The organism is Paenarthrobacter sp. CM16 (assembly GCF_013179505.1).
GTDB lineage: Bacteria > Actinomycetota > Actinomycetes > Actinomycetales > Micrococcaceae > Arthrobacter.
Genome location: NZ_JABMCX010000064.1, coordinates 1 through 18908, shown reverse-complemented (window position 1 = coordinate 18908; position 18908 = coordinate 1). Strand labels below are relative to the sequence as shown.

The 18908-nt window shown below is 63.1% G+C and carries 17 protein-coding genes; 10 read left to right on the top strand and 7 right to left on the bottom strand.

Annotation, left to right across the window (positions count from 1 at the left end; translation table 11 throughout):
- The coding region (locus HP499_RS07880) for a PspA/IM30 family protein (RefSeq protein ID WP_172323525.1) at positions 1 to 358 on the bottom strand (358 nt) is incomplete at its 3' end.
- Between the two features lie 98 nt (positions 359 to 456).
- Positions 457 to 2523, bottom strand: coding sequence for a TPM domain-containing protein (locus HP499_RS07875; protein ID WP_172323524.1), 2067 nt, complete (start codon positions 2521 to 2523; stop codon positions 457 to 459).
- Positions 2524 to 2844: 321 nt separating this feature from the next.
- Between HP499_RS07875 and HP499_RS07870 the strand changes: the two genes are divergently transcribed.
- From HP499_RS07870 to HP499_RS07855, 4 genes are all read left to right on the top strand, one after another.
- Positions 2845 to 4581, top strand: coding sequence for a S1C family serine protease (locus HP499_RS07870; RefSeq protein WP_172323522.1), 1737 nt, complete (start codon positions 2845 to 2847; stop codon positions 4579 to 4581).
- 286 nt (positions 4582 to 4867) lie between these two features.
- Complete coding sequence (locus HP499_RS07865) at positions 4868 to 5671, top strand: electron transfer flavoprotein subunit beta/FixA family protein (RefSeq protein ID WP_172323520.1); 804 nt, start codon at positions 4868 to 4870, stop codon at positions 5669 to 5671.
- Positions 5672 to 5685: 14 nt separating this feature from the next.
- Complete coding sequence (locus tag HP499_RS07860) at positions 5686 to 6639, top strand: electron transfer flavoprotein subunit alpha/FixB family protein (protein WP_172323518.1); 954 nt, start codon at positions 5686 to 5688, stop codon at positions 6637 to 6639.
- 5 nt (positions 6640 to 6644) lie between these two features.
- The gene (locus HP499_RS07855; RefSeq protein ID WP_172323516.1) at positions 6645 to 7424 is read left to right on the top strand and encodes a PIG-L deacetylase family protein; all 780 of its coding nucleotides are present in this window, start codon (positions 6645 to 6647) and stop codon (positions 7422 to 7424) included.
- Positions 7425 to 7517: 93 nt separating this feature from the next.
- On the opposite strand, the gene HP499_RS07850 is transcribed toward HP499_RS07855, so the two are convergent.
- The 4 genes from HP499_RS07850 to HP499_RS07835 all read right to left on the bottom strand — a co-directional run bounded on the left by HP499_RS07850 (position 7518) and on the right by HP499_RS07835 (position 10631).
- Entirely contained in the window at positions 7518 to 8351 is an 834-nt protein-coding gene (locus HP499_RS07850; RefSeq protein ID WP_172323514.1) for an anti-sigma factor domain-containing protein, read from the bottom strand.
- Position 8352: 1 nt separating this feature from the next.
- Positions 8353 to 8958, bottom strand: a complete 606-nt coding sequence (sigK, locus tag HP499_RS07845) for an ECF RNA polymerase sigma factor SigK (RefSeq protein ID WP_172323527.1) — start codon at positions 8956 to 8958, stop codon at positions 8353 to 8355.
- A gap of 188 nt (positions 8959 to 9146) precedes the next feature.
- On the bottom strand, positions 9147 to 9614 hold the full coding sequence (locus tag HP499_RS07840) for a tRNA (cytidine(34)-2'-O)-methyltransferase (RefSeq protein WP_172323512.1): 468 nt from the start codon (positions 9612 to 9614) through the stop codon (positions 9147 to 9149).
- A gap of 72 nt (positions 9615 to 9686) precedes the next feature.
- On the bottom strand, positions 9687 to 10631 hold the full coding sequence (locus tag HP499_RS07835) for a J domain-containing protein (protein WP_172323510.1): 945 nt from the start codon (positions 10629 to 10631) through the stop codon (positions 9687 to 9689).
- 122 nt (positions 10632 to 10753) lie between these two features.
- On the opposite strand from HP499_RS07835, the gene HP499_RS07830 reads away from it, so the two are divergent.
- The 5 genes from HP499_RS07830 to HP499_RS07810 all read left to right on the top strand — a co-directional run bounded on the left by HP499_RS07830 (position 10754) and on the right by HP499_RS07810 (position 16772).
- The gene (locus HP499_RS07830; RefSeq protein ID WP_309138352.1) at positions 10754 to 11683 is read left to right on the top strand and encodes a diacylglycerol kinase family protein; all 930 of its coding nucleotides are present in this window, start codon (positions 10754 to 10756) and stop codon (positions 11681 to 11683) included.
- Between the two features lie 73 nt (positions 11684 to 11756).
- A complete protein-coding gene (locus HP499_RS07825; protein WP_172323508.1) occupies positions 11757 to 12431 on the top strand; it encodes a hypothetical protein in 675 nt (224 codons plus the stop codon).
- Positions 12432 to 12478: 47 nt separating this feature from the next.
- Complete coding sequence (locus HP499_RS07820) at positions 12479 to 13708, top strand: aminotransferase class V-fold PLP-dependent enzyme (RefSeq protein ID WP_172323506.1); 1230 nt, start codon at positions 12479 to 12481, stop codon at positions 13706 to 13708.
- 174 nt (positions 13709 to 13882) lie between these two features.
- Positions 13883 to 15022 carry a tRNA 2-thiouridine(34) synthase MnmA gene (mnmA, locus tag HP499_RS07815; protein WP_172323504.1) on the top strand — a complete coding sequence of 380 codons (1140 nt, stop codon included), beginning with the start codon at positions 13883 to 13885 and terminating at the stop codon, positions 15020 to 15022.
- Between the two features lie 124 nt (positions 15023 to 15146).
- Complete coding sequence (locus tag HP499_RS07810) at positions 15147 to 16772, top strand: hypothetical protein (RefSeq protein WP_172323502.1); 1626 nt, start codon at positions 15147 to 15149, stop codon at positions 16770 to 16772.
- A 56-nt stretch (positions 16773 to 16828) separates the two neighbouring features.
- Here HP499_RS07810 and HP499_RS07805 read toward each other — a convergent pair whose 3' ends face one another.
- Entirely contained in the window at positions 16829 to 17656 is an 828-nt protein-coding gene (locus HP499_RS07805) for a caspase family protein (protein WP_172323500.1), read from the bottom strand.
- Between the two features lie 246 nt (positions 17657 to 17902).
- Between HP499_RS07805 and HP499_RS07800 the strand changes: the two genes are divergently transcribed.
- On the top strand, positions 17903 to 18908 hold a 1006-nt coding region (locus tag HP499_RS07800; protein ID WP_253951461.1), incomplete at its 3' end, for an ABC transporter substrate-binding protein.

The window sequence follows — 18908 nt, the reverse complement described above, 5'->3', positions numbered from 1 at the left end:
CCTTCGCCTCGGACTCTGCGGTCATCTGGCGCTGGATGGCGACCTTGGCCAGGTTGTCGAACTTCTGGGCATCGACGGAGTCGCCGGCGGACCGGTATTCATCGGCCTTCCTGGACGCTGCGAGGGCCTTGTTGCCCCAGTCCTGGGCGTTCTTGATGTCCTCGTTGTAGTCCGCCTGCAGCATCCGGAGATTACCGATGGTCTGGGCCACGGCTGATTCGGCCTCGGCAATGTTGTTCGTGTAGTCGCGGACCATCTGGTCCAGCATCTTCTGCGGGTCCTCAGCCTGGTCCAGCAAGGCGTTGATGTTTGCCTTGGCGAGCTGTGAGATCCGACCGAAAATGGACTGCTTAACCATGGTGTTGCCTTTCGTCCTGCTCAGTGGTGCCACTGAAATCAGTGATCAGTTGTTGTACCGCTTCTATGCGGGGCATTGACCCCACTTAGTCTGTCTGGCTAGAAGCTGCCGGAGTCTCCGCCGCCGAAGTCGCCTCCGCCGCCACCCCAGTCCCCGCCGCCACCGGAATCGCCGCCGAAGAAGCCGCCGCCGCCTCCGCCGTCGTTGTTACCGCCACCCCAGCCGCCTCCGCCGCCGTTGAGGATGGAGTTGATGAGGATGCCACCGAGGATGGCGCCGCCGAGACCGCCTCCGCCGCCGCCACCTCCTCCGAACATTCCACCGCGTCCGTAGCCCTGCCCTTGGTCCGCATAGCCAAACTGGTCGACGTCGGACTGGGCAAGCTGGGCTGCCTGGGCGGCAAGTGAGTGAGCCTGCTGGGCGTAGGTCAATGCCGTCACGGGATCGTTGCGGGAGATTGACAGGGCGTAATCGAGGTTCCGCTGAGCTTCGGCCAACCTGGTCCGGGCTTCCGTACCCACGCCACCGCGACGGGCAGTGATGTAATCAGAGGTAGCACTGATCTGGGCTTGGGCAGCCATGATGGTTTGTTGCAGGGAAGCCTGTGCCCGGCGGGCCTGCTCCTGCTGGTCGCGAATGCCGGACAATGACTGGTCCAGGGCTTGGTGGGCCGACTCCACGCGGCTCAGCGTAGCGATGGGGTCGATCTTTCCGCCCTGAATTTCGGTTTTCACCTGCGCCAAGGCCGCCTCAACACCGGCAACGGGGCCGGCAAGCTCAGGGTGCTCACCTGATTGGATCATGGCCCGTGCCTGGGCAAGGTCCTGGCTGGTCTCTGCCACGGCACCTTCCAGGGACGCCCGGGCTTCATCCAGGCTGCCGGCAGTCTTTGAAATGGCATCGATCAGCACGTTTGTCTGGTGCAGGCTTTCCTCTGCTGCTCGAACTGCCACAGCCGCCATGCTGTTCTCCCCGACGGCCAGCTTCTCCTGAGCGGCGGTGACGGCGTTCTGCACGAATGCAAGACGCTCTTTCGCCTGCAGGATATTGTCCGAGACTTGGGTCAACGCAGATTCGGCGTACTTGGCCCGCAGGCCTTCGAGGGATTGTTCCGCGTTGGCGATCTTTGAATCCGCGTCCTTCGCTCCTGCCGCCACAGCGGCGAGAGCTTGCGGTGCGTTCTTTTCCAACTCACGCAAGGAGTCGAAATCGGCCTTTTGATCACGCAGTGAGGCGAGGGCAGCCTCCGACCGGCGGATGATCTCCCCGAGCCAGCTGCGCTGCTGTTCTTCGGTGTCAGGAATATGGTCATCCAGCTGCTGCTGCAGCTTGAAGGACTCTGTCATGTGGCCCTTGGCTTCTTCCAAAGCCTTGGTGAAATTACCGATTGCGGCATCACCATACTGTGCCTGGGCGAATCCGAGCTCCTGCTCACTGGACTTGATGGCGTCATCCGCCTCGATCAGCAGTGAGCCGCTCTTCTGGCGCAGCTCAGGAATAGTCAGCCCGGCCAGTGGGTCAAGCTGTTCACCCTGGGGCCCATAGCTGGCACTGACGGCCTTGGTGCCGCTCTTCTTGCGCCGGTTCCGGAGGTAGAGGTACGTGCCGGCGCCGCCAGCTGCCACTACGCCTACGCCTACAAGAACGCCGACGCCGGCATTCCCGCTGGGTACCGTTCCGCTTCCGCCGCCTGCAGCGTCGCCAATGGCAGCAGCTGTGTCGATGGCTGCTTGGGCGTAGTCCTTTTTGCCGCCTGCCAGATTGGCAACGACGGCGTTCTGTGCGATCGCTGACTGCTTCGAGTAAATGGAGCTGCCCGAGTTAAGGGCAAAGTTGTACTGGCCAGCAGTGGAAATCGCCAAAATGGCATCCGGCTTGCCCATACCCTTTTTCTCGGCTACGGCCTTGGTCCACTCAGCCGGGGACGACGGATTCGTAAAGGAGTCAACCGTCACTACGTACAGGTTGTATTTGTGGTCCTTGAGCGTCTTTTGGATCGCTTCCTGGACTTCACCTTTTCGGCTTCCCAGGACGTTGGCGTCGTCCACGATGTTCTGGCCGGACGGAATGGTCACCGGATCAGCGGCCCAGGCAGCTGTGGCCGGGAAGGCCAACATTCCAGCCAGGCCGATTCCGGCGAGTACGCGTTTAACTATTGACCGCATGTGCAACCCTTCAGCACGTCTGCGACTGGAACAAGGCGTACCAATCGTCACAGAATGCTCAGCGCCCCCACGCATGGTGTAAAGCCGCAGGTCGCTGTGGCAATTCCTCTTGATTCTATGGTGCACCCCATGGCCCGTCCACAGGGGTGAATATGCCACCAGCGAAATATAGGAGAGGTCAGGATTGTTGGTGCGTTGAGGAGATTTCGGATGGCCCGCTCGAGGGTGGGCCGAACCTTTCAGGAAGCTCCCAGCGAACGTCCGCTTTTGTTCCAGTTATTGGGTACATAGTTGTTGGAGACGAGGACGAAAGGAAGACCCATGACGGAGAACCCAGCGCAGGGCACCGCACCGGAGAACCGCGAGCCATCCGGCCCGCGGAACACAAACGGCGAGCAAAATGATGCCACGGCCACCCAGCAGCAGCCCGCCTGGACTTCAGGGCAAGAGAATTCAGGACGCGAAGTCGCGCGGGACACACATGCCACCACGCCTTTGCCGGCCTTCCAGCCGCCTGCAGGGTCGACGCAGGATTCCGCTCCGGTGCATCAGTCCCAGGAGCAGCTGCGTCAGTCCCAAGTGGGCGCCCCGACGCATCACGCCAGCCAGCACGCCGCCCCGGCACAGAACGACCCCCAGCATTACGGGGCGCAGCATGGAGGGCAGCACGCCGCGCCTGCCGGCCAGCACAACACCAGCACGCAGCAGCCGCAGTATTACGGCGTGCCCCAGCAGGACCCGGCGCACCGCCCCAGCTACCCGCAGCACCAGCCGTTCTACGGCGGAGGCGCCAGCCCCCAGGGCCCGCATGGTCCCGGAAGTCAGCACGCTCCTGCTGCTTCGGATGGCCATCCGAAGCGTAAGCCTGCTTTCGGCGTAGGAACCCTCGTAGCCAGCATGCTCGCTGCAGGCCTGATTGGTGGCGGCGTGGTGGCCGGGAGCAATGTGCTCTGGGACCAGCCGGCTCCGGCAGCCTCAACGAGCGGACAATCCAGCACCGTCATTGTGAACAACAAGGATGACGTGAACGTCATCACGGCGGCAGCTGCCAAGGCCTCACCCAGCGTGGTGACCATTAAGGCAACCAGCGGCAACGAGGGGGGAACCGGCTCCGGCATCATCCTCGATGATGAGGGCCACATCCTGACCAACACGCACGTGGTGACGCTCGACGGCGCCACGGCCAACGCCGCGATCGAGGTTCGGACCAGCGATGGCAAGGTTCTCAAAGCCACCGTCGTTGGCACGGATCCGTTGTCTGACCTCGCTGTGATCAAGGTCAGCGACGCCTCCGGATTGGTTCCGGCAACGCTCGGTGACTCTTCCAAGATCAACGTGGGGGACACCGCCGTCGCTATCGGTTCTCCGCTGGGCCTGACCGGCACGGTGACCGACGGAATCGTCTCCACGCTCAACCGGACCATCAGCGTTGCGTCCTCGGCCGTGCCGGAAGGCACCCCTGATGAGAGTCAGGGCGATGACGAGGGCTTCCAGTTCGCGCCCCCTAACGGCGGCCAGAGCCAGCGCACTGCCAATGAAGGCTCCATCGCCATCAATGTCATCCAGACTGACGCGGCCATCAACCCGGGCAACTCGGGCGGCGCGCTGGTGAACAGCAAGGGCGAGGTCATTGGCGTCAATGTTGCCATCGCCTCTGCCGGGAGCGGGACTTCCGATTCCTCCACCGGCAACATCGGCGTTGGTTTCAGCGTCCCCATCAACCATGCCAAGCGCGTGGCTCAGGAAATTATCGAGTCCGGCAAGGCCAGCCACGGACAGTTTGGCGTTTCGGTTCGCTCCAAGTCGTCCTCCGGCAGTGATTCGGGCTTCTCCGTTGGCGCCGAGGTTGCCGCAGTGACCACCGGATCGGCTGCCGCGAAGGCAGGCCTCAAAGTGGGCGATGTCGTCACCAAGTTCGGCAACTACACAGTCAGCGACCCCAACCAGTTGACGGCTGCTGTCCGTGAGCAGCCGGCAGGTGCCAAGGTCAAGGTCACCATTGAGCGCGGCGGGCAGACTCAAGAAGTAGAAGTTACCCTCGACGCCGCGCAGTCATAGGCGGCCCCAACAGCGGCGGGGAACAGCGCACGACGGCGGACGTCACCTCTTTGGTGCCGCCCGCCGTTCTGCCGTCCCCGGCGTGGCTCCGGCCGGACGTGGCTCCGGCCGGACGGGGCAATAGAAAGCAGACAGGGGCTGAAACAGGGGTTAACGCTGGGAGTGGTTTTCGGCGGGCAATATGCTTAGCTAGGATCAGCCCACGCGCTGGGCAATTCGCGGCCACGCTTTTGCGGTTGGCCGTCCACAAGCATGGAAGGCTGCTTCGAAGACAGTGGAAGAGACATTGAAGATTGTCGTTCTGGTCAAGCACGTCCCGGACGCGCAGTTCGACCGGCACATCACCGGACCTGACAACACAACCGACCGTGATGAGAGCATCTTGTCCGAGCTGGATGAGTACGCACTCGAGGCAGCCCTGCAGCTGGCCGAGGAACGCGGCGGGCCCAAGGCCGGCAACGAGGTCATTGCTTTGAGCATGGGGCCGGCAGGGGCAGTCAATGCCGTCAAGAAGTCGCTGCAGATCGGTGCGTATTCGGGCGTCCACCTCAGCGATGACGCTTTGGCCGGGTCCGATGCAGCGGCTACCTCGCTGGCATTGGCAGCTGCCATCAGGCACCTTTCGGCTGACGGCCGCCCGGTGGACCTGGTCCTGACCGGCATGGCGTCCACGGACGGTGAGACGTCGCTGATTCCGGCGCAGCTGGCCGAACGTTTGCAGTTCCCGCAGGTCACCTTTGCTTCCAGCCTGGAAGTTGCGGGCAACCAGGTCACCGCCCGCCGCGATGCCGGCGTCTTTTCTGAAACCGTTGAAGCGCAGCTTCCTGCAGTGGTTTCGGTGACCGACCAAATCAATGAACCGCGCTACCCCAACTTCAAGGGCATCCTTGCGGCAAAGAAGAAGAAGATTGCCGCCCTGTCACTCGCCGATATCGGTGTGGATGCCTCGCAGGTGGGCTTGGCAGGCTCCTGGACAGTGGTGGAATCCGCAGAGGCCCGTCCGCCGCGGACCGCCGGCACCATCATCACCGACGACGGCGACGCCGGCATCAAGCTGGTCGACTTCCTCGCCGCGCAGAAGCTGCTCTAAAGGGGATCGCAACCATGGCAAATGCACTTGTTTTCATTGACAACCCGGGAGCAGCTCTGAAGAAGAGCAGCTTGGAGCTCCTGACCATCGCCCGCTCGCTGGGGGAGACCGCCGTCGCATTGACAGGTGAGCTTACCGACGACGTCGCCGCTGCCTTGGGCGCCTACGGCGTCGCCACGGTTTACCAGCCCTCCTCGGACGATCTGGATAACTACCTGGTGGGCCCGAAGGCGGCCTATCTCGCCGCGGCCGTGCAAAGCGCAGGCGCCACGGCTGTCCTCCTGGACAACTCGCCCGAGGGCAAGGAAATTGCGGGCAGGCTTGGTATCAAGCTCAACGCGGGCGTGATTACCGACGTCGTGGGCGTGGAGGCTGACGGCACCGCGCACAAATCGGTTCTTGCCGGCTCCTACAACACCACGGCGAAAGCCACCACCCCGGTGACCGTTCTTTCGGTCAAGGCCAACAACGTTGAGCCGGCACCGTCCGGAGCTGCGGGAACTCCTGCGGTAGCCAGGATTGATCTCCCGGCGGATGCCTTGGTGAACTCTGCACGTATCGCCTCGCGGTCCGAGAAGCCGGTCAGCGGCAGGCCGGACCTCAGCGAAGCACGGATCGTGGTGGCCGGAGGCCGCGGCGTGGACGGCGACTTCGGTCCCGTCGAGGAACTTGCAGATGCGCTCGGAGCGGCAGTGGGCGCATCCCGTGCGGCCACGGATGCGGGCTGGATCGGTCACGACGCGCAGGTGGGCCAGACAGGAGTCACGGTTTCGCCCCAGTTGTATATCTCTGCGGGCATTTCAGGTGCTATTCAGCAGAAGGCCGGCATGCAGACCTCAAAGGTGATCGTGGCCATCAATAAGGACGCGGAATCACCGGTATTCGAGATCGCCGATTACGGCATTGTGGGTGACCTCTTCAAGGTTCTTCCGCAGGCCACTGCCGAGATCAAGAAACGGAAAGGCTGATCCCTTTGCCTACTGACTTCACGTCAGCAAAGAGCCCGTTCGATGCCTCCACGGAGCGTGTTGAGCGGGTGCTTTGTTTTACAGCTCATCCTGACGACATCGACTTCGGCGCAGCCGGCACCATTGCGGCGTGGACGGCGGCCGGCGTCGAAGTCAGCTACTGCATCATGACCGACGGCGACGCGGGAGGCTTTGACCCGGCGGACAGGGAACGGATCACCGAACTCCGAGCCGAGGAACAACAGCGGGCAGCCGCCTTGGTGGGCGTCAAGGATATCCATTACCTGCACGAGCTTGATGGCTACCTTGAGCCGACCCATGGTGTCATCAAGCAGGTGGTGAAACTGATCCGGGAAATCCGCCCCGACATCGTATTGACCATGCACCCTGAGCGAAACTGGGATCGTCTCCAGAAGAGCCACCCGGACCACCTCGCTGCCGGCGAGGCTGTCACCCGTGCGGTCTACCCTGCGGTGGAGAATCCCTTTGCCTACCCGGAACTGGCTGAGGCGGGGCTGGATGCCTACAAGCTGCCGTGGCTGTGGTTCATTTGCAGCCCCGACGCCCGGGAGAATCACTTTGTGGACGTCTCAGCCCACGTCACTGCGAAGTTGGAAGCCATCCGCGTCCATGCGAGCCAGCATCCAGACATCGAAGGCATGGATCGTGTAGTCAGGGGCCAGATGCTGACGAACGGTCAGCGCGCCGGAATGCCTGCCGGGACCAGTGCTGAGGGCTTCCACGTGGTGGCCGTCAACGGATCGACCACCATCGCCGGTTTCTGACGTCGCTGTGCGGACCATGCGGAACTGACCAACGCACGACGGCGGCCGTCCCACTCAAGGGGACGGCCGCCGTCGTTGGTTACTGGGTTGGAGTCAGGCGCTGAGCCCGACCACCAGTACCGGCTCGGTGGTGGGGGCGCTTGATCCGCCTGTGGGTTCCACGGTGATCGCTACGGACGAGGCGGAGGACAGGCCCTTCACCACGGCCGGCTTGGACAGGGTCTCAGCATCCATGGTGCCCTGCGGTACAGGGGCAGAGCCGTCCTTAGGCAGGGTCCACAGCTGGTAGACCTTGCCTTCGGGGGCCGGTGCAACCCCGTCCATCAGCACCACGAAAGAATCCTTGGCCGATGACGCGGAGATGGTGGCTGTACCGCCTCCGGGCACAGGTGCGGACTTCTTCTGGACGTCCTGGGCTTGAAGTACCTGGTTGACGGGGTCGTTTTGCCCCGAAACGTAGGTGCCGACTCCGATGCTGCCAAGGGCAATCACCGCTGCAGCGGCTGCCCCCACGATCCATCTGCGTGCGCCGCCGGCCCGTGTGCGCTCTTCACGTTTGGCCCGTGCTGCCGCGAGGTCGTCGACGGCGGGACTCACTACCGGAGGGGCGGCGGCCACGGCAGGGGATTGGGCAGCAGCATCGGTGGTAATGCGTTCCATGATGTTGTCGAAGAGCCCGGCAGGAGGTGCTTCTTCGGGCGCGAAGCTCACTGCGAGGGTCTCGCGGGCTTCACGGACCCTGTCACGGAACTCAGGACCTTCAGGGGCGTCCTTGACGTGGGCATCGATCATGGCCCGTTCGTCCTCGCTCAGGGCATCCAAGGCATAGATCTCCGCCAGTTCGAGGACGCGGCCCTCAGCGAGGTCGGTAGCGATGTCGTTGGCAAACATTCTGCGGATAAAGCCTCCACTGGTGTTTTCACTCATATCAACCCACCCCCAGGCAGGTCTTCAAGCGCAGCAATCCATCACGGATGCGTGACTTGATGGTGGGGACGGCGGCGCCCAGGTGCTCGGCGACCTCGCGGTAGGTCAGCCCGCCGTAGTAAGCCAGGCGGACCGATTCCCGCTGGGTGTCCGTCAGGGTCCCGAGGCATCGGCTCACAGCTTCGGCTTCGAGGTTGGTGTCGGCTTCTTCGGCCACCAAGTCACGGTCCGGATCTTGGCTCGCGGCACCATACCTGGCTTCGCGGTCCGTCGCTGCCTGCACGGCCCGGACGCGGTCAATGGCCCGGCGATGCGCAATGGTCATCAACCAAGCCAGCGGAGTTCCGGCAGAGCGGTCGAACTTTGCCGCTCCTTGCCACACCTGTATGAAGACTTCCTGGGTGGCGTCCTCACTGAGGTCAGGGTCTATCAGGACGCGTTTGGCCATGCCAAAGACGCGCCGGGAGGTCAATTGGTAGAACTCGGCGAAAGCCTGTTGGTTGCCTGCTGCCACGAGTTCGAGCAAGGCAGCCAGTTGCGAATTCAGATCAGTCGCAGGGCCGGTAGCTTCGAAGACCGTGGGGCCGGGATTGTTGGGGATGTCCATCACCGTCCAGCATATGCCGTCCCGTTTGAAACCGTCAGCATCACGGGTTTGCGTCGAGGGCGCGCCGGTGCAGCGGCTTGCCGTCTTCACCTGGGTCTGCAGCACGCTCACGTAGGCTCCCTCAACGAATCTCCAAGGCAGGAGTTGTCCTGCAAAAGGTATTCGGTGCTGAGGCGCCGTTGGATGGGCTAGACCTTGGCGCCGGCAAAACCGTTCTGCCGCCACGCCTCGAAGACGGCGATCGAAGCAGCATTGGCGAGGTTGAGCGAGCGGAGGGATGGCTTCATCGGAAGCCGGACACGGGCGGTAACGTGTGGATCCTGTTTGAGCCAATCCGGCAGGCCCACGGATTCGGGACCGAACATGAGGACATCGCCTTCGCGGTAACTGATGTCCGTATAGGAGGTCTCGCCGTCGGAAGTGTAGGCAAAGACGCGTTCCGGCTGCAGGGCCGCCCACGCTGCATCGATGTCCTTGTGGACAGTGACGACGGCGAGATCGTGGTAATCCAGGCCGGCGCGGCGAAGCTTGGCGTCGGAAAAGTCGAAGCCGAGGGGCTCCACCAGATGGAGTTCAGCTCCGGTGATGGCGGCCAAACGGATGGCGTTGCCCGTATTACCCGGGATTTCTGGAGTGTGGAAGAGGATGCGGAACACCGTTCCATCTTAGTGGCCAGTCTGTGGCGGACAGGTCAGCGGGCAGGTCCTTTACCAATGGCTGCGGCGCCGCTAGTGCATTCCCCGCAGCAGGCGCGCCAGAACCGGAACCACCACCGTGTTCGGAGCCGGCCCTGAGCTGAGGAACTGCTTGAGGCCCCTCACCAGCCCTGCTGCATTGACTACTTCCACAGCATTGTGGCTGGACTGGCCCTTGCCGTACTGGTCGATCACCGGCTCGTGCAGGTTGCCATCGGGGCTGTGCAGGACCACCCAGCCGGTGACGTTGAGTTCAGGGAAGATGTCCTGCATGTGCCGGACTATGTGGGCCAGCTGCGGAGGAGCAACCGAACGGCCGCCGTGGCGCAGCGAGTGGCCGTCCCAGGCGTACGCTCCTTTGGGGAGCAGCATGGAGCCCACCAGGGCCAGCCGGTAGCCGGAGAGTACGGCATGGTCGATGTGGTTGTTGTCCGACGGCGAGCGGAGGCCGTTGATGAGCCGGGCAGCGGGCAGGGCGGGCAGCACCTGGCGGCTGATCAGTTGGACAGTTCGCATTTCACGTTGGATGCGCGCCTCGGCGCCGAAGATGCCCCGCTTCCGGGGGAGTCCATGGACCTGCTGCGCCGCTTCCGCCGCAGAAATGAGCGGGACTTCGTCCGGATCGTCAAAGGCAGGTACATAGACCGGGGGATCACCGGCGGTGTTGCGCTGGGTTTGGGGTCGCCGGACACTGCCGGTGGCGAAAGGTCCCGGGGCGGCCGTGCCTGTGTAGTCGCCCGGCCGCGGCTGGCTTACGCCGGATGCTCCGCGGGCGTATCGGCGGTCGTACTCGGCCCTGCGCCGGGGGTCTATCAGGGTTTCATAGGCCAGCGTTACCCGCCGGAACATCTCCGCTTCCCCGCCGTGATCGGGGTGCGCTTTCCGGGCAGCCTTACGGTAGGCAACCTTGATCTCCTTGTCCGTCGCAGTGACGGAAACACGGAGAACCTGATAGTGCGAACTGCTGCCCTCGGCCAAGCACGGGCCCTTCTCTAAAAGTCGATGCGCTCTGCAAGAGGCGCGGTAGTGGCAAGTTTATCCAGCCACTATGTGAACGTTGGCATCGGGGTATGTGGTTCCCGGCTGGCATAATTCACGATGTGACCCCACCGGCAGCCGTCAACCCCTCCAGTAAGCCGGGAGTGATCGTCATGGCCATCAACCCGGCCGCCTCCTTTGGCCGGACCCGCCATGCCGGGGACCACGCCGCGGCACAGTTCCGCGCCGCCGGACGGGACGTCGTCGTCCTCCAAGCGGGCAATTACCTCAACCTGAGGCGCCTTGTTGACCAAACGTTGGCCGGCGCGGCAGTGGCCGCACTGGTGGTGGTAGGAGGCGATGGCATGGTCCATTTGGGGGTCAATGCGCTCGCCGGAGGAGAAGTTCCGCTGGGAATAGTGCCCAGCGGAACGGGAAACGATGTGGCCAGGCTCCTGGGTTTGCCCCTTCATGACACGCCTGCCGCATGCCGCTTGATCCTTGGCGCGATGGCCTCAGGCGGACGGAGAATCGACGCCGGGCGGGTTACGGCGGATGGGCAGAGCACTTTTTTCGTCGGGGTTCTCTCGGCCGGGTTCGATGCCGCGGTCAACGAACGGGCCAACTCATGGAGGTGGCCGCGGGGAAAGAGCCGCTACAACCTCGCCATGCTCAAGGAGTTGGGTTCCTTCCGAAGGATCGACTACGTGGTCACTGCCGATAACGTGACGTGGCGCCAGCCTGCGTTGCTGATTTCGGTGGCGAACGGGCAATATATTGGCGGCGGCATGCGGATCACCCCGGATGCTTCGCCCGACGACGGTCTCTTGGATCTTTTTGTGGTCAAGCCGTTGTCACGGATGCGGTTCCTGATGGTCTTTCCGAAAGTATTTGCCGGCAAGCACACCAGCCACGCCGCCGTGGAGATCCAACGTGTCCGCACCGTCCGGCTGGAGGCGGAGGGCGTGGTTGCATACGCGGACGGCGAGCGCATTGGCTCGTTGCCGGTGGACGTCCATGTTGTTCCGAACGCCCTGCGGGTCCTCGCCTAGGCGGGCCTGCCGGATAGACTCGATCGCGGCAGATGCCCTGCCATCTGACACGGCATGGCGACAAGGAGCGAGGGTGGCGCGAAACGTTCGACGACGGGTGGCTGGGATTGCTGCCCTGGCAGCAGTCGGTGCCGTGGCATCTGGCTGCACCGTTAATGTTCCTGATCCGACGGCGCCGAAACCTACGCCGTCGCAGTCTTCGTTGGCGACGCCCACCATCACGCCCGGGCACGATGCTGGTGCCGTCGCGGCGAAGGACCTGCCCCTGGCCGCCGGCAACACGTTGGCTCCCGGGGATCCTGTGACGGTTTCAACCCGGTTGGAGGAAGTTCCGGGGTGGACCGTAATTCACTCCGGCCTCCAAGGTGAGGTGCGTTATCGAAAGGATGACGGCTGCACCTTGGCAGTCCGCGTCAGCGTCAACCAGGGACCCTTGGTGGTTGCCGGTGATGACGCGGCCTCCACCAAAGAACTCTTCCGTTACCTTGATCCGGGCATTGCGTTGGATAGCTTGAAGCCGGTGTCGCTGCGGTGGGGGCAGGATTCGGATAAGCCCCAGCACAACGTGGAGCTCCTCGCCCTGGAGTCTTCGGCCGCGAAAGGCGGGAACGCTGCTGTGGTGATGGCCCGGTTGTTCAGCGCGCCGGCATCGTCGGTTTATATCTCGGTGGCATGCCCGGATGACGGGTCCTTGGACAAAGCACGTGCCGAAGCGGCAGCCCAGCTTGTGGTGGTCCCGCCAGGATAAGCCTCCTGGACCCCCATCGGTGGACCCCCCATCGGTAGAATGGCAAGGTGCCTGTATACCTCGATCACGCTGCCACCACACCCCTGTCGGCCGAAGCGCTCGCCGTGATGACACGGGAGCTTGCGCGAACCGGAAATCCGTCTTCTCTGCATGGGGCGGGTCGTCGTGCCCGACGCGCCGTGGAGGATGCCCGCGAAACGCTGGCCGCAGCAGCCGGCGCGCACCCCTCGGAGGTCATTTTCACCTCAGGCGGAACCGAGGCTGACAACCTGGCGGTCAAGGGCTTGTTTTGGTCCCGACGGGACGAGGACCCCCGCCGGACGCGGATCCTTTGTTCCGCCGTCGAACATCACGCCGTCCTTGACACCGTGGAGTGGCTGGAGCGGCACGAAGGTGCGGATGTGGTGTGGCTTCCGGTCGATGACTCCGGCACCGTGCAGCTTGAGGCTCTTCAGCGGGAGATTGACCGGGATCCCGGAGCAATCGCACTCGTCACTGTCATGTGGGCCAACAATGAGGTGGGCACCATCCAGCCGGTGGAGGAGATCGTGGGGCTGGCAAAGCCCCATGGAATACCGGTCCATTCCGATGCTGTGCAGGCTTTCGGTTCGGTCCCAGTGGATTTCCGGGAGAGCGGCTTGGCAGCGATGTCAGTATCCGGGCACAAGTTGGGCGGTCCGGTGGGTGTGGGTGCACTCTTCCTGGGGAGGTCCGTGAAGCTAACGCCTGTCCAGCATGGTGGCGGCCAGGAACGCGATGTTCGTTCAGGAACGTTGGATACGCCGGCCATTGCCGCTTTTGCCGCCGCGGCCGAGGCAGTCACCGCGAACCTGGTGGACGAGCGGACGCGGTTGAGCGCGTTACGTGACCGTTTGATCGAAGGTGTCCGTGCTGCAGTGCCCGAGGCAGTGCTTCGGGGTGCCGGGGGAGAGCGGCGGCTGCCCGGAAATGCCCACTTCACCTTCCCCGGCTGCGAAGGCGACTCACTGCTTTTCCTCCTGGACCTGGCAGGCGTTGAATCATCCACAGGCTCTGCCTGCACGGCAGGAGTTCCGCGTCCATCGCACGTTCTGTTGGCCATGGGCCTGGACGAGGACGCCGCACGCGGGGCGCAACGCTTCACTCTGGGTCACAGCTCCACGGACGCTGATGTGGACGCGCTGCTGAAGGCTCTGCCCGAAGCCTGTTCAAGGGCCCGGCAGGCCGGCATGGCCGGTCACGAGTCCAGCATCCAAACAGCGGCAACAGTGGCGCGGCAAGCATCTTCGGCTTCCTGATCCGAGCGCGATAAGCGCGGGCCGGTACTTCCACAGGCACGTGGGTATCCGAGGGGACGGCAGCCACCGATCACGGGATTTAGCACAGGCGTTGTACTGCACGCTAGAATGGATGGGCACGCCGACTGTTCTGAGTCGGAACAGGTGCCACAGCCTCCAACACAGAAAGCCAGCATGCGAGTACTTGCAGCAATGAGCGGCGGAGTAGACTCCGCCGTGGCCGCCGCCCGCGCCGTAGAGGCCGGACACGACGTCGTCGGAGTCCACCTCGCGTTGTCGCGCATGCCCGGCACCCTGCGCACCGGAAGCCGGGGCTGCTGCACCATTGAGGACTCCCGTGATGCTTGGCGGGCTTGCGACGTCCTGGGGATCCCTTACTACGTGTGGGACTTCTCGGAGCGCTTCAAGGAAGACGTCGTCCAGGACTTCATTGACGAATACGCCGCAGGCAGGACGCCGAACCCCTGCATGCGCTGCAACGAACGCATCAAGTTCGCTGCACTTCTGGAGAAGGCCATTGCGCTCGGCTTTGACGCAGTTTGCACCGGACACTACGCCAAGGTGATCGAAGACGCCGACGGCAACCGTGAACTGCACCGCGCAGCCGATTGGGCCAAGGACCAGAGCTACGTCCTGGGCGTCCTGACCCACGAGCAACTCAAGCACTCCATGTTCCCGCTGGCGGACACGCCTTCAAAGGCAGAGGTGCGCGCGGAAGCGGAGCGGCGGGGCCTTTCGGTGGCCAACAAGCCGGACAGCCACGATATTTGCTTCATCTCCGACGGCGACACCCGCGGGTGGTTGGCTGAAAAGATCGACATGACCACCGGTGACATCGTTGACGAGACCGGGACCAAGGTTGGCGAACATCCTGGCGCCAACGCGTTCACGGTGGGACAGCGCCGCGGACTGAAGCTGGGAACCCCTGCCGCTGACGGCAAGCCGCGCTTTGTCCTGGAGATCCGCCCCAAGGAAAACAAAGTGGTAGTGGGCCCCGAAGCACTGCTTGCCATCGACGAAATCCGCGGCATCAAGGTTTCATGGGCAGGCCTGCCCATCGCCGAAGTTGCTACCGGTGCAGAGTTTGACTGCCATGCCCAAGTACGGGCACACGGGGATCCCGTTCCGGCGCGTGCACACGTGGAATCCGTCCAGGACGATTCCGGTGTGGAGCGGGACGAACTCGTAGTCACCCTGACCGATCCGCTCCGCGGAGTGGCTCCGGGGCAGACGGTAGTCCTCTACCAGGGCAGCCGGGTTCTGGGGCAGGCCACCATCGACGCCGCCCGTTCGCTCCAGCGGGTGGCACTCTAAGGTCCGTCGCCTCTGGCGCCAATCCCTCCACGAGCCATTGCCTCGGCAATGGTGCGCCCCCATACTGGGCTAAGCAGCGCTTCCGCTGCGGTGTTTGGGGTCCGCATTCGGGATGGCGATGGCTGTGGCATTTCCAAAAAAGAGCCCTGGAGACATCAAAGCCGGGCAGATGGTCTCCGTTACCGTTCTGGCGGAGGGTCCCCTTGGCACTGCGGGGGCACCTCCACTGACAACACAGGTCCGCATCCCGGTGGAACGCCTCAGGCGAGGTCCTACGGGGCACCGCTACGCGATCCATATCAGGAAGTGGCGCGGCACCACAGTCTCCCCGGTCACCCTGACGCAGCAAGGGGATCCCTGGCAGCTGATCTCCGAACCTCCGCCGGCCGGTTTGCGTGAACTCCTCGATGACACCCGGTTCCTGGCCCAGCACGTCTATGGCGTGGCAATGAACACTCTGGACATCTTTGAAACGACCCTTGGCAGACGCATGCCATGGAATCCGGAAGGCCGAGTGGTCCTCAAGGCCCGTGACCTGATCACCGCCACGGACACCGGCTACGAGCGCGGCACCAACATCATCCGCTTCGGTTCGGTGGATCGGATGGGATACAAAGTCCCCACAGCCCTCTACCGGGACATCGTGGCCCACGAAGTGACACATGCGATCCTGGACGGGTTCCGGCCGGCATGGGCTGACCAGATGGCCACCATGGAACAGTTGGCCATGCACGAGGCGTTGGCTGACATTGTTGCCATCCTTTCCGTGTTTTCTTCCCGCGACGTCGTGGCGCGGCAACTTGACGCCGCCGCCGGTGGCTCTGAGGCCGGCCAGGTGGTCGATGATGCGGTCCTGATGCGTTCCCTCTTCGATTTTGCACGTGACCTCTTCGCTCGCGGCCCACTGCGGGAGCCTTTCATTGGCAAGGTGCCCGAAGACTGGCAGTCGCTGCCGGAGCCCCATGCGCGGGGAGCCGTGGTGGTGGGGGCCGTGCTTCGGTCCGTCCAGAGGCTGTGGTCGGAGCGGAACGCACGGTTCGGGGACGGCCAGAGCCTGCAACAGAAGGCCGAGTCCGGCTCAATCGTGGCTCTTCGGGTCTTAAGGATGGTGATCCGTGGACTCTCCTATATGCCCCCGGTCGATGTTTCGTGGCGGGATCTGCTCAGAGGCATCATCGCCGCTGACCTGGACATGGTTCCCGAAGACAACTACGGATACCGCGAGGCCCTCCAAGCAGAGTTTTCCGCCATCGGAATCCGTCGGGTTTCCATGAACAACATCAGCGGGGTGGACAATTACCAGGGACTTCGTTATCCCGTCCGGCTTTCAGCCCTGGGCTCCGATCCCCAGGAGGTGCAGCGTTTTGTCTGGGAGAACCCCCGGCTCCTGGAAGCGGCCAGGCTGGAGCGCCGCACGCCCCTCAGTTCCACCCGGGTCCGTACTTCCGAACGTGTATCCCCGGACGGATTCGTCATCTCCGAGATCGGTGCCTCATTCATCCAGACGGTCCGGATGAGCCGGCGGGAGGCTTATGTCCGCTTGGGCTTGAAAACCCGCAGGGACTTCGTGGACATCCGTGGGGGAGGGCTGTTGCGCTTTGATGCCGGCGGCCGGCTCGTGTACGCAGCGCTCAAACCGGTGATGGACAGGGACCGGCAAGGGCAGATGTTTGGCTCGGACCAGCATCATGACGCCGAAGAGGCCGCGTCATCGGGCGTCCGGGATAAGTTCCATGGCACCGGAGACTGACCGGATCACTCCGCGCCGGATCACTCCGCGGGGAGCAGCCAGGTGCTCCACAGGGTTCAGGCGCCCCACGCCGCCTTGCGTGCCGCCGTCGTGCCTTCCAGTTGGGCGATCTGATCGAAACCCCCGGCCTTGAGGCCTTTACTGACCTGTTTGAGGATCTCGGCCCGCCCCACGGTGCCCTCACCCTGGAGGGACTTCACAAAGTTGTAGGTGAACGCACCGTTGTACCGGCCCTCAATGAAGGCATCGGCAGCCGTCTGGTCGGAGCGGCAGGCCGCCATCAGTACCGGGGCGGAGAGCTTGGCCGTCTTGACCATGTCCCGCAGGCTGCGGATGTCCTTGGATTCATTGGCAATCACCGCCCGGGGCGTTGGAGCCGGCAGGAAACGGGGGCGGCGTCCCGGAAGGAGGTCCAAGGACTTCAGCCCCGTTCCGCTGTGGCAGGTATCCAGCACAACATCCATCAAGACGCCCTCAGGCAGGCGTGCGAACAGGGTGGCCAGTTCGTCGTCGGTGATTACCGTGTCCACATCCCAATCTTCACCCGAGTTATTGATGTCGTAGCAGGCAAAAGCCTCATCCAGGCGGTCGCTTTCATCCCCACTGGTGTCCGGCACTTGCGTGCCGTGGCTCGAAAAGGTGAAGACGATGTGGGTGGCGGTGCCCGCAACTGCGGCGTCGACCAGTGCGTTGAGCGCTGCCATGACCGTTTTCTTCACTGCCTTGGCATCCCGCAGGACGGTAATGCTGGAACCGTCGAAGCCATACTGTTTTTCAAGCAGCGAAGCAAGGTCTTCGGCATCGTTGACGCAGCCGTTAAGCCAACTGGCCTGGGGGAGAAACTTGAACTTGTTGATCCCTACACAGAGTGCTGCCTTGCTCATCGGCTTTGTCCTTTGGGCGGTCCTTCAGTGAGTGAGACTCCGAAACAACGATATTCCGGCACATCTCACGGAGCAATGGCCCAAGGAACGCGATCAAAGCTACTGGAAAGTAAATTTTGTGTCTCAAATCACTAAAATGACGCTTTGTGACCTGCGAAGTCTGGTTGAATCGAGGCACTAAGAGTGTGCGCTGTCACAAATATCCCACGGCGGCGCGCCGAATCCATCGAACAGAAGGTTCACCAGATGGCACTGAACAAGAAGGCCCTGCACGGCGCTATCGCGCTGGCGGGCATCTCCGCGCTCGCCTTGACGGCATGCACGGGACCCTCCGGCGGCGGCTCCTCGTCCGCCCCGGCTGCCGCCGGCCCCATCGCCTACGGCACCACAGACAAGGTCACATCGCTTGACCCTGCCGGATCCTATGACAACGGTTCATTCATGGTGATGAACCAGATCTACTCCTTCCTCTTGAACTCCAAGCCCGGTGGCGCGGAGCCCGTGCCCGACCTCGCGGAATCGTCGTCGTTCACCTCGCCGTCGGAGTACACAGTCAAGCTCAAGTCCGGACTGAAGTGGGCCAACGGCCACACCTTGGATTCGAAGGACGTCAAGTTCTCCTTCGACCGCCAGGTAGCCATTAACGATCCCGCCGGTCCGGCATCCTTGCTGACCAACATCGAAAGCGTCACGGCCCCGGACGCCACCACTGTGGTGTTCAAGCTCAAGAACGCCAACGATCAAACATTCAGCCAGATCCTCAGCAGCCCTGCCGCTCCGATCGTGGACGATGAAGTCTTCCCGGCAGACAAAGTGCTTTCCGACGACGAGATCATCAAGGCCAACGCATTCCATGGCCAGTACACGATTGACAGCTACAAGAAGAACGAACTTGTCAGCTTCAAGGCTTTCGCGGACTACCAGGGCGTTCTGGGCAAGCCCGCCAACGACGCGGCCACCATCAAGTACTACGCCAGCCCCACCAACCTGAAATTGGAAATACAGCAGGGGGCTATTGACGTTGCCTTCCGCAGCCTGAGCGCCACGGACATCGACGACCTCCGCAAGGACTCCAAGGTCAAGGTCCTTACCGGACCAGGTGGCGAGATCCGCTACATCACATTCAACTTCGACACCATGCCATACGGGACCAAGGCTGAGGGCGCGGACCCGGCCAAGGCACTGGCAGTACGCCAGGCCGTGGCCAACCTCGTTGACCGCCAGGCCATTGCCGATCAGGTCTACAAGGGCA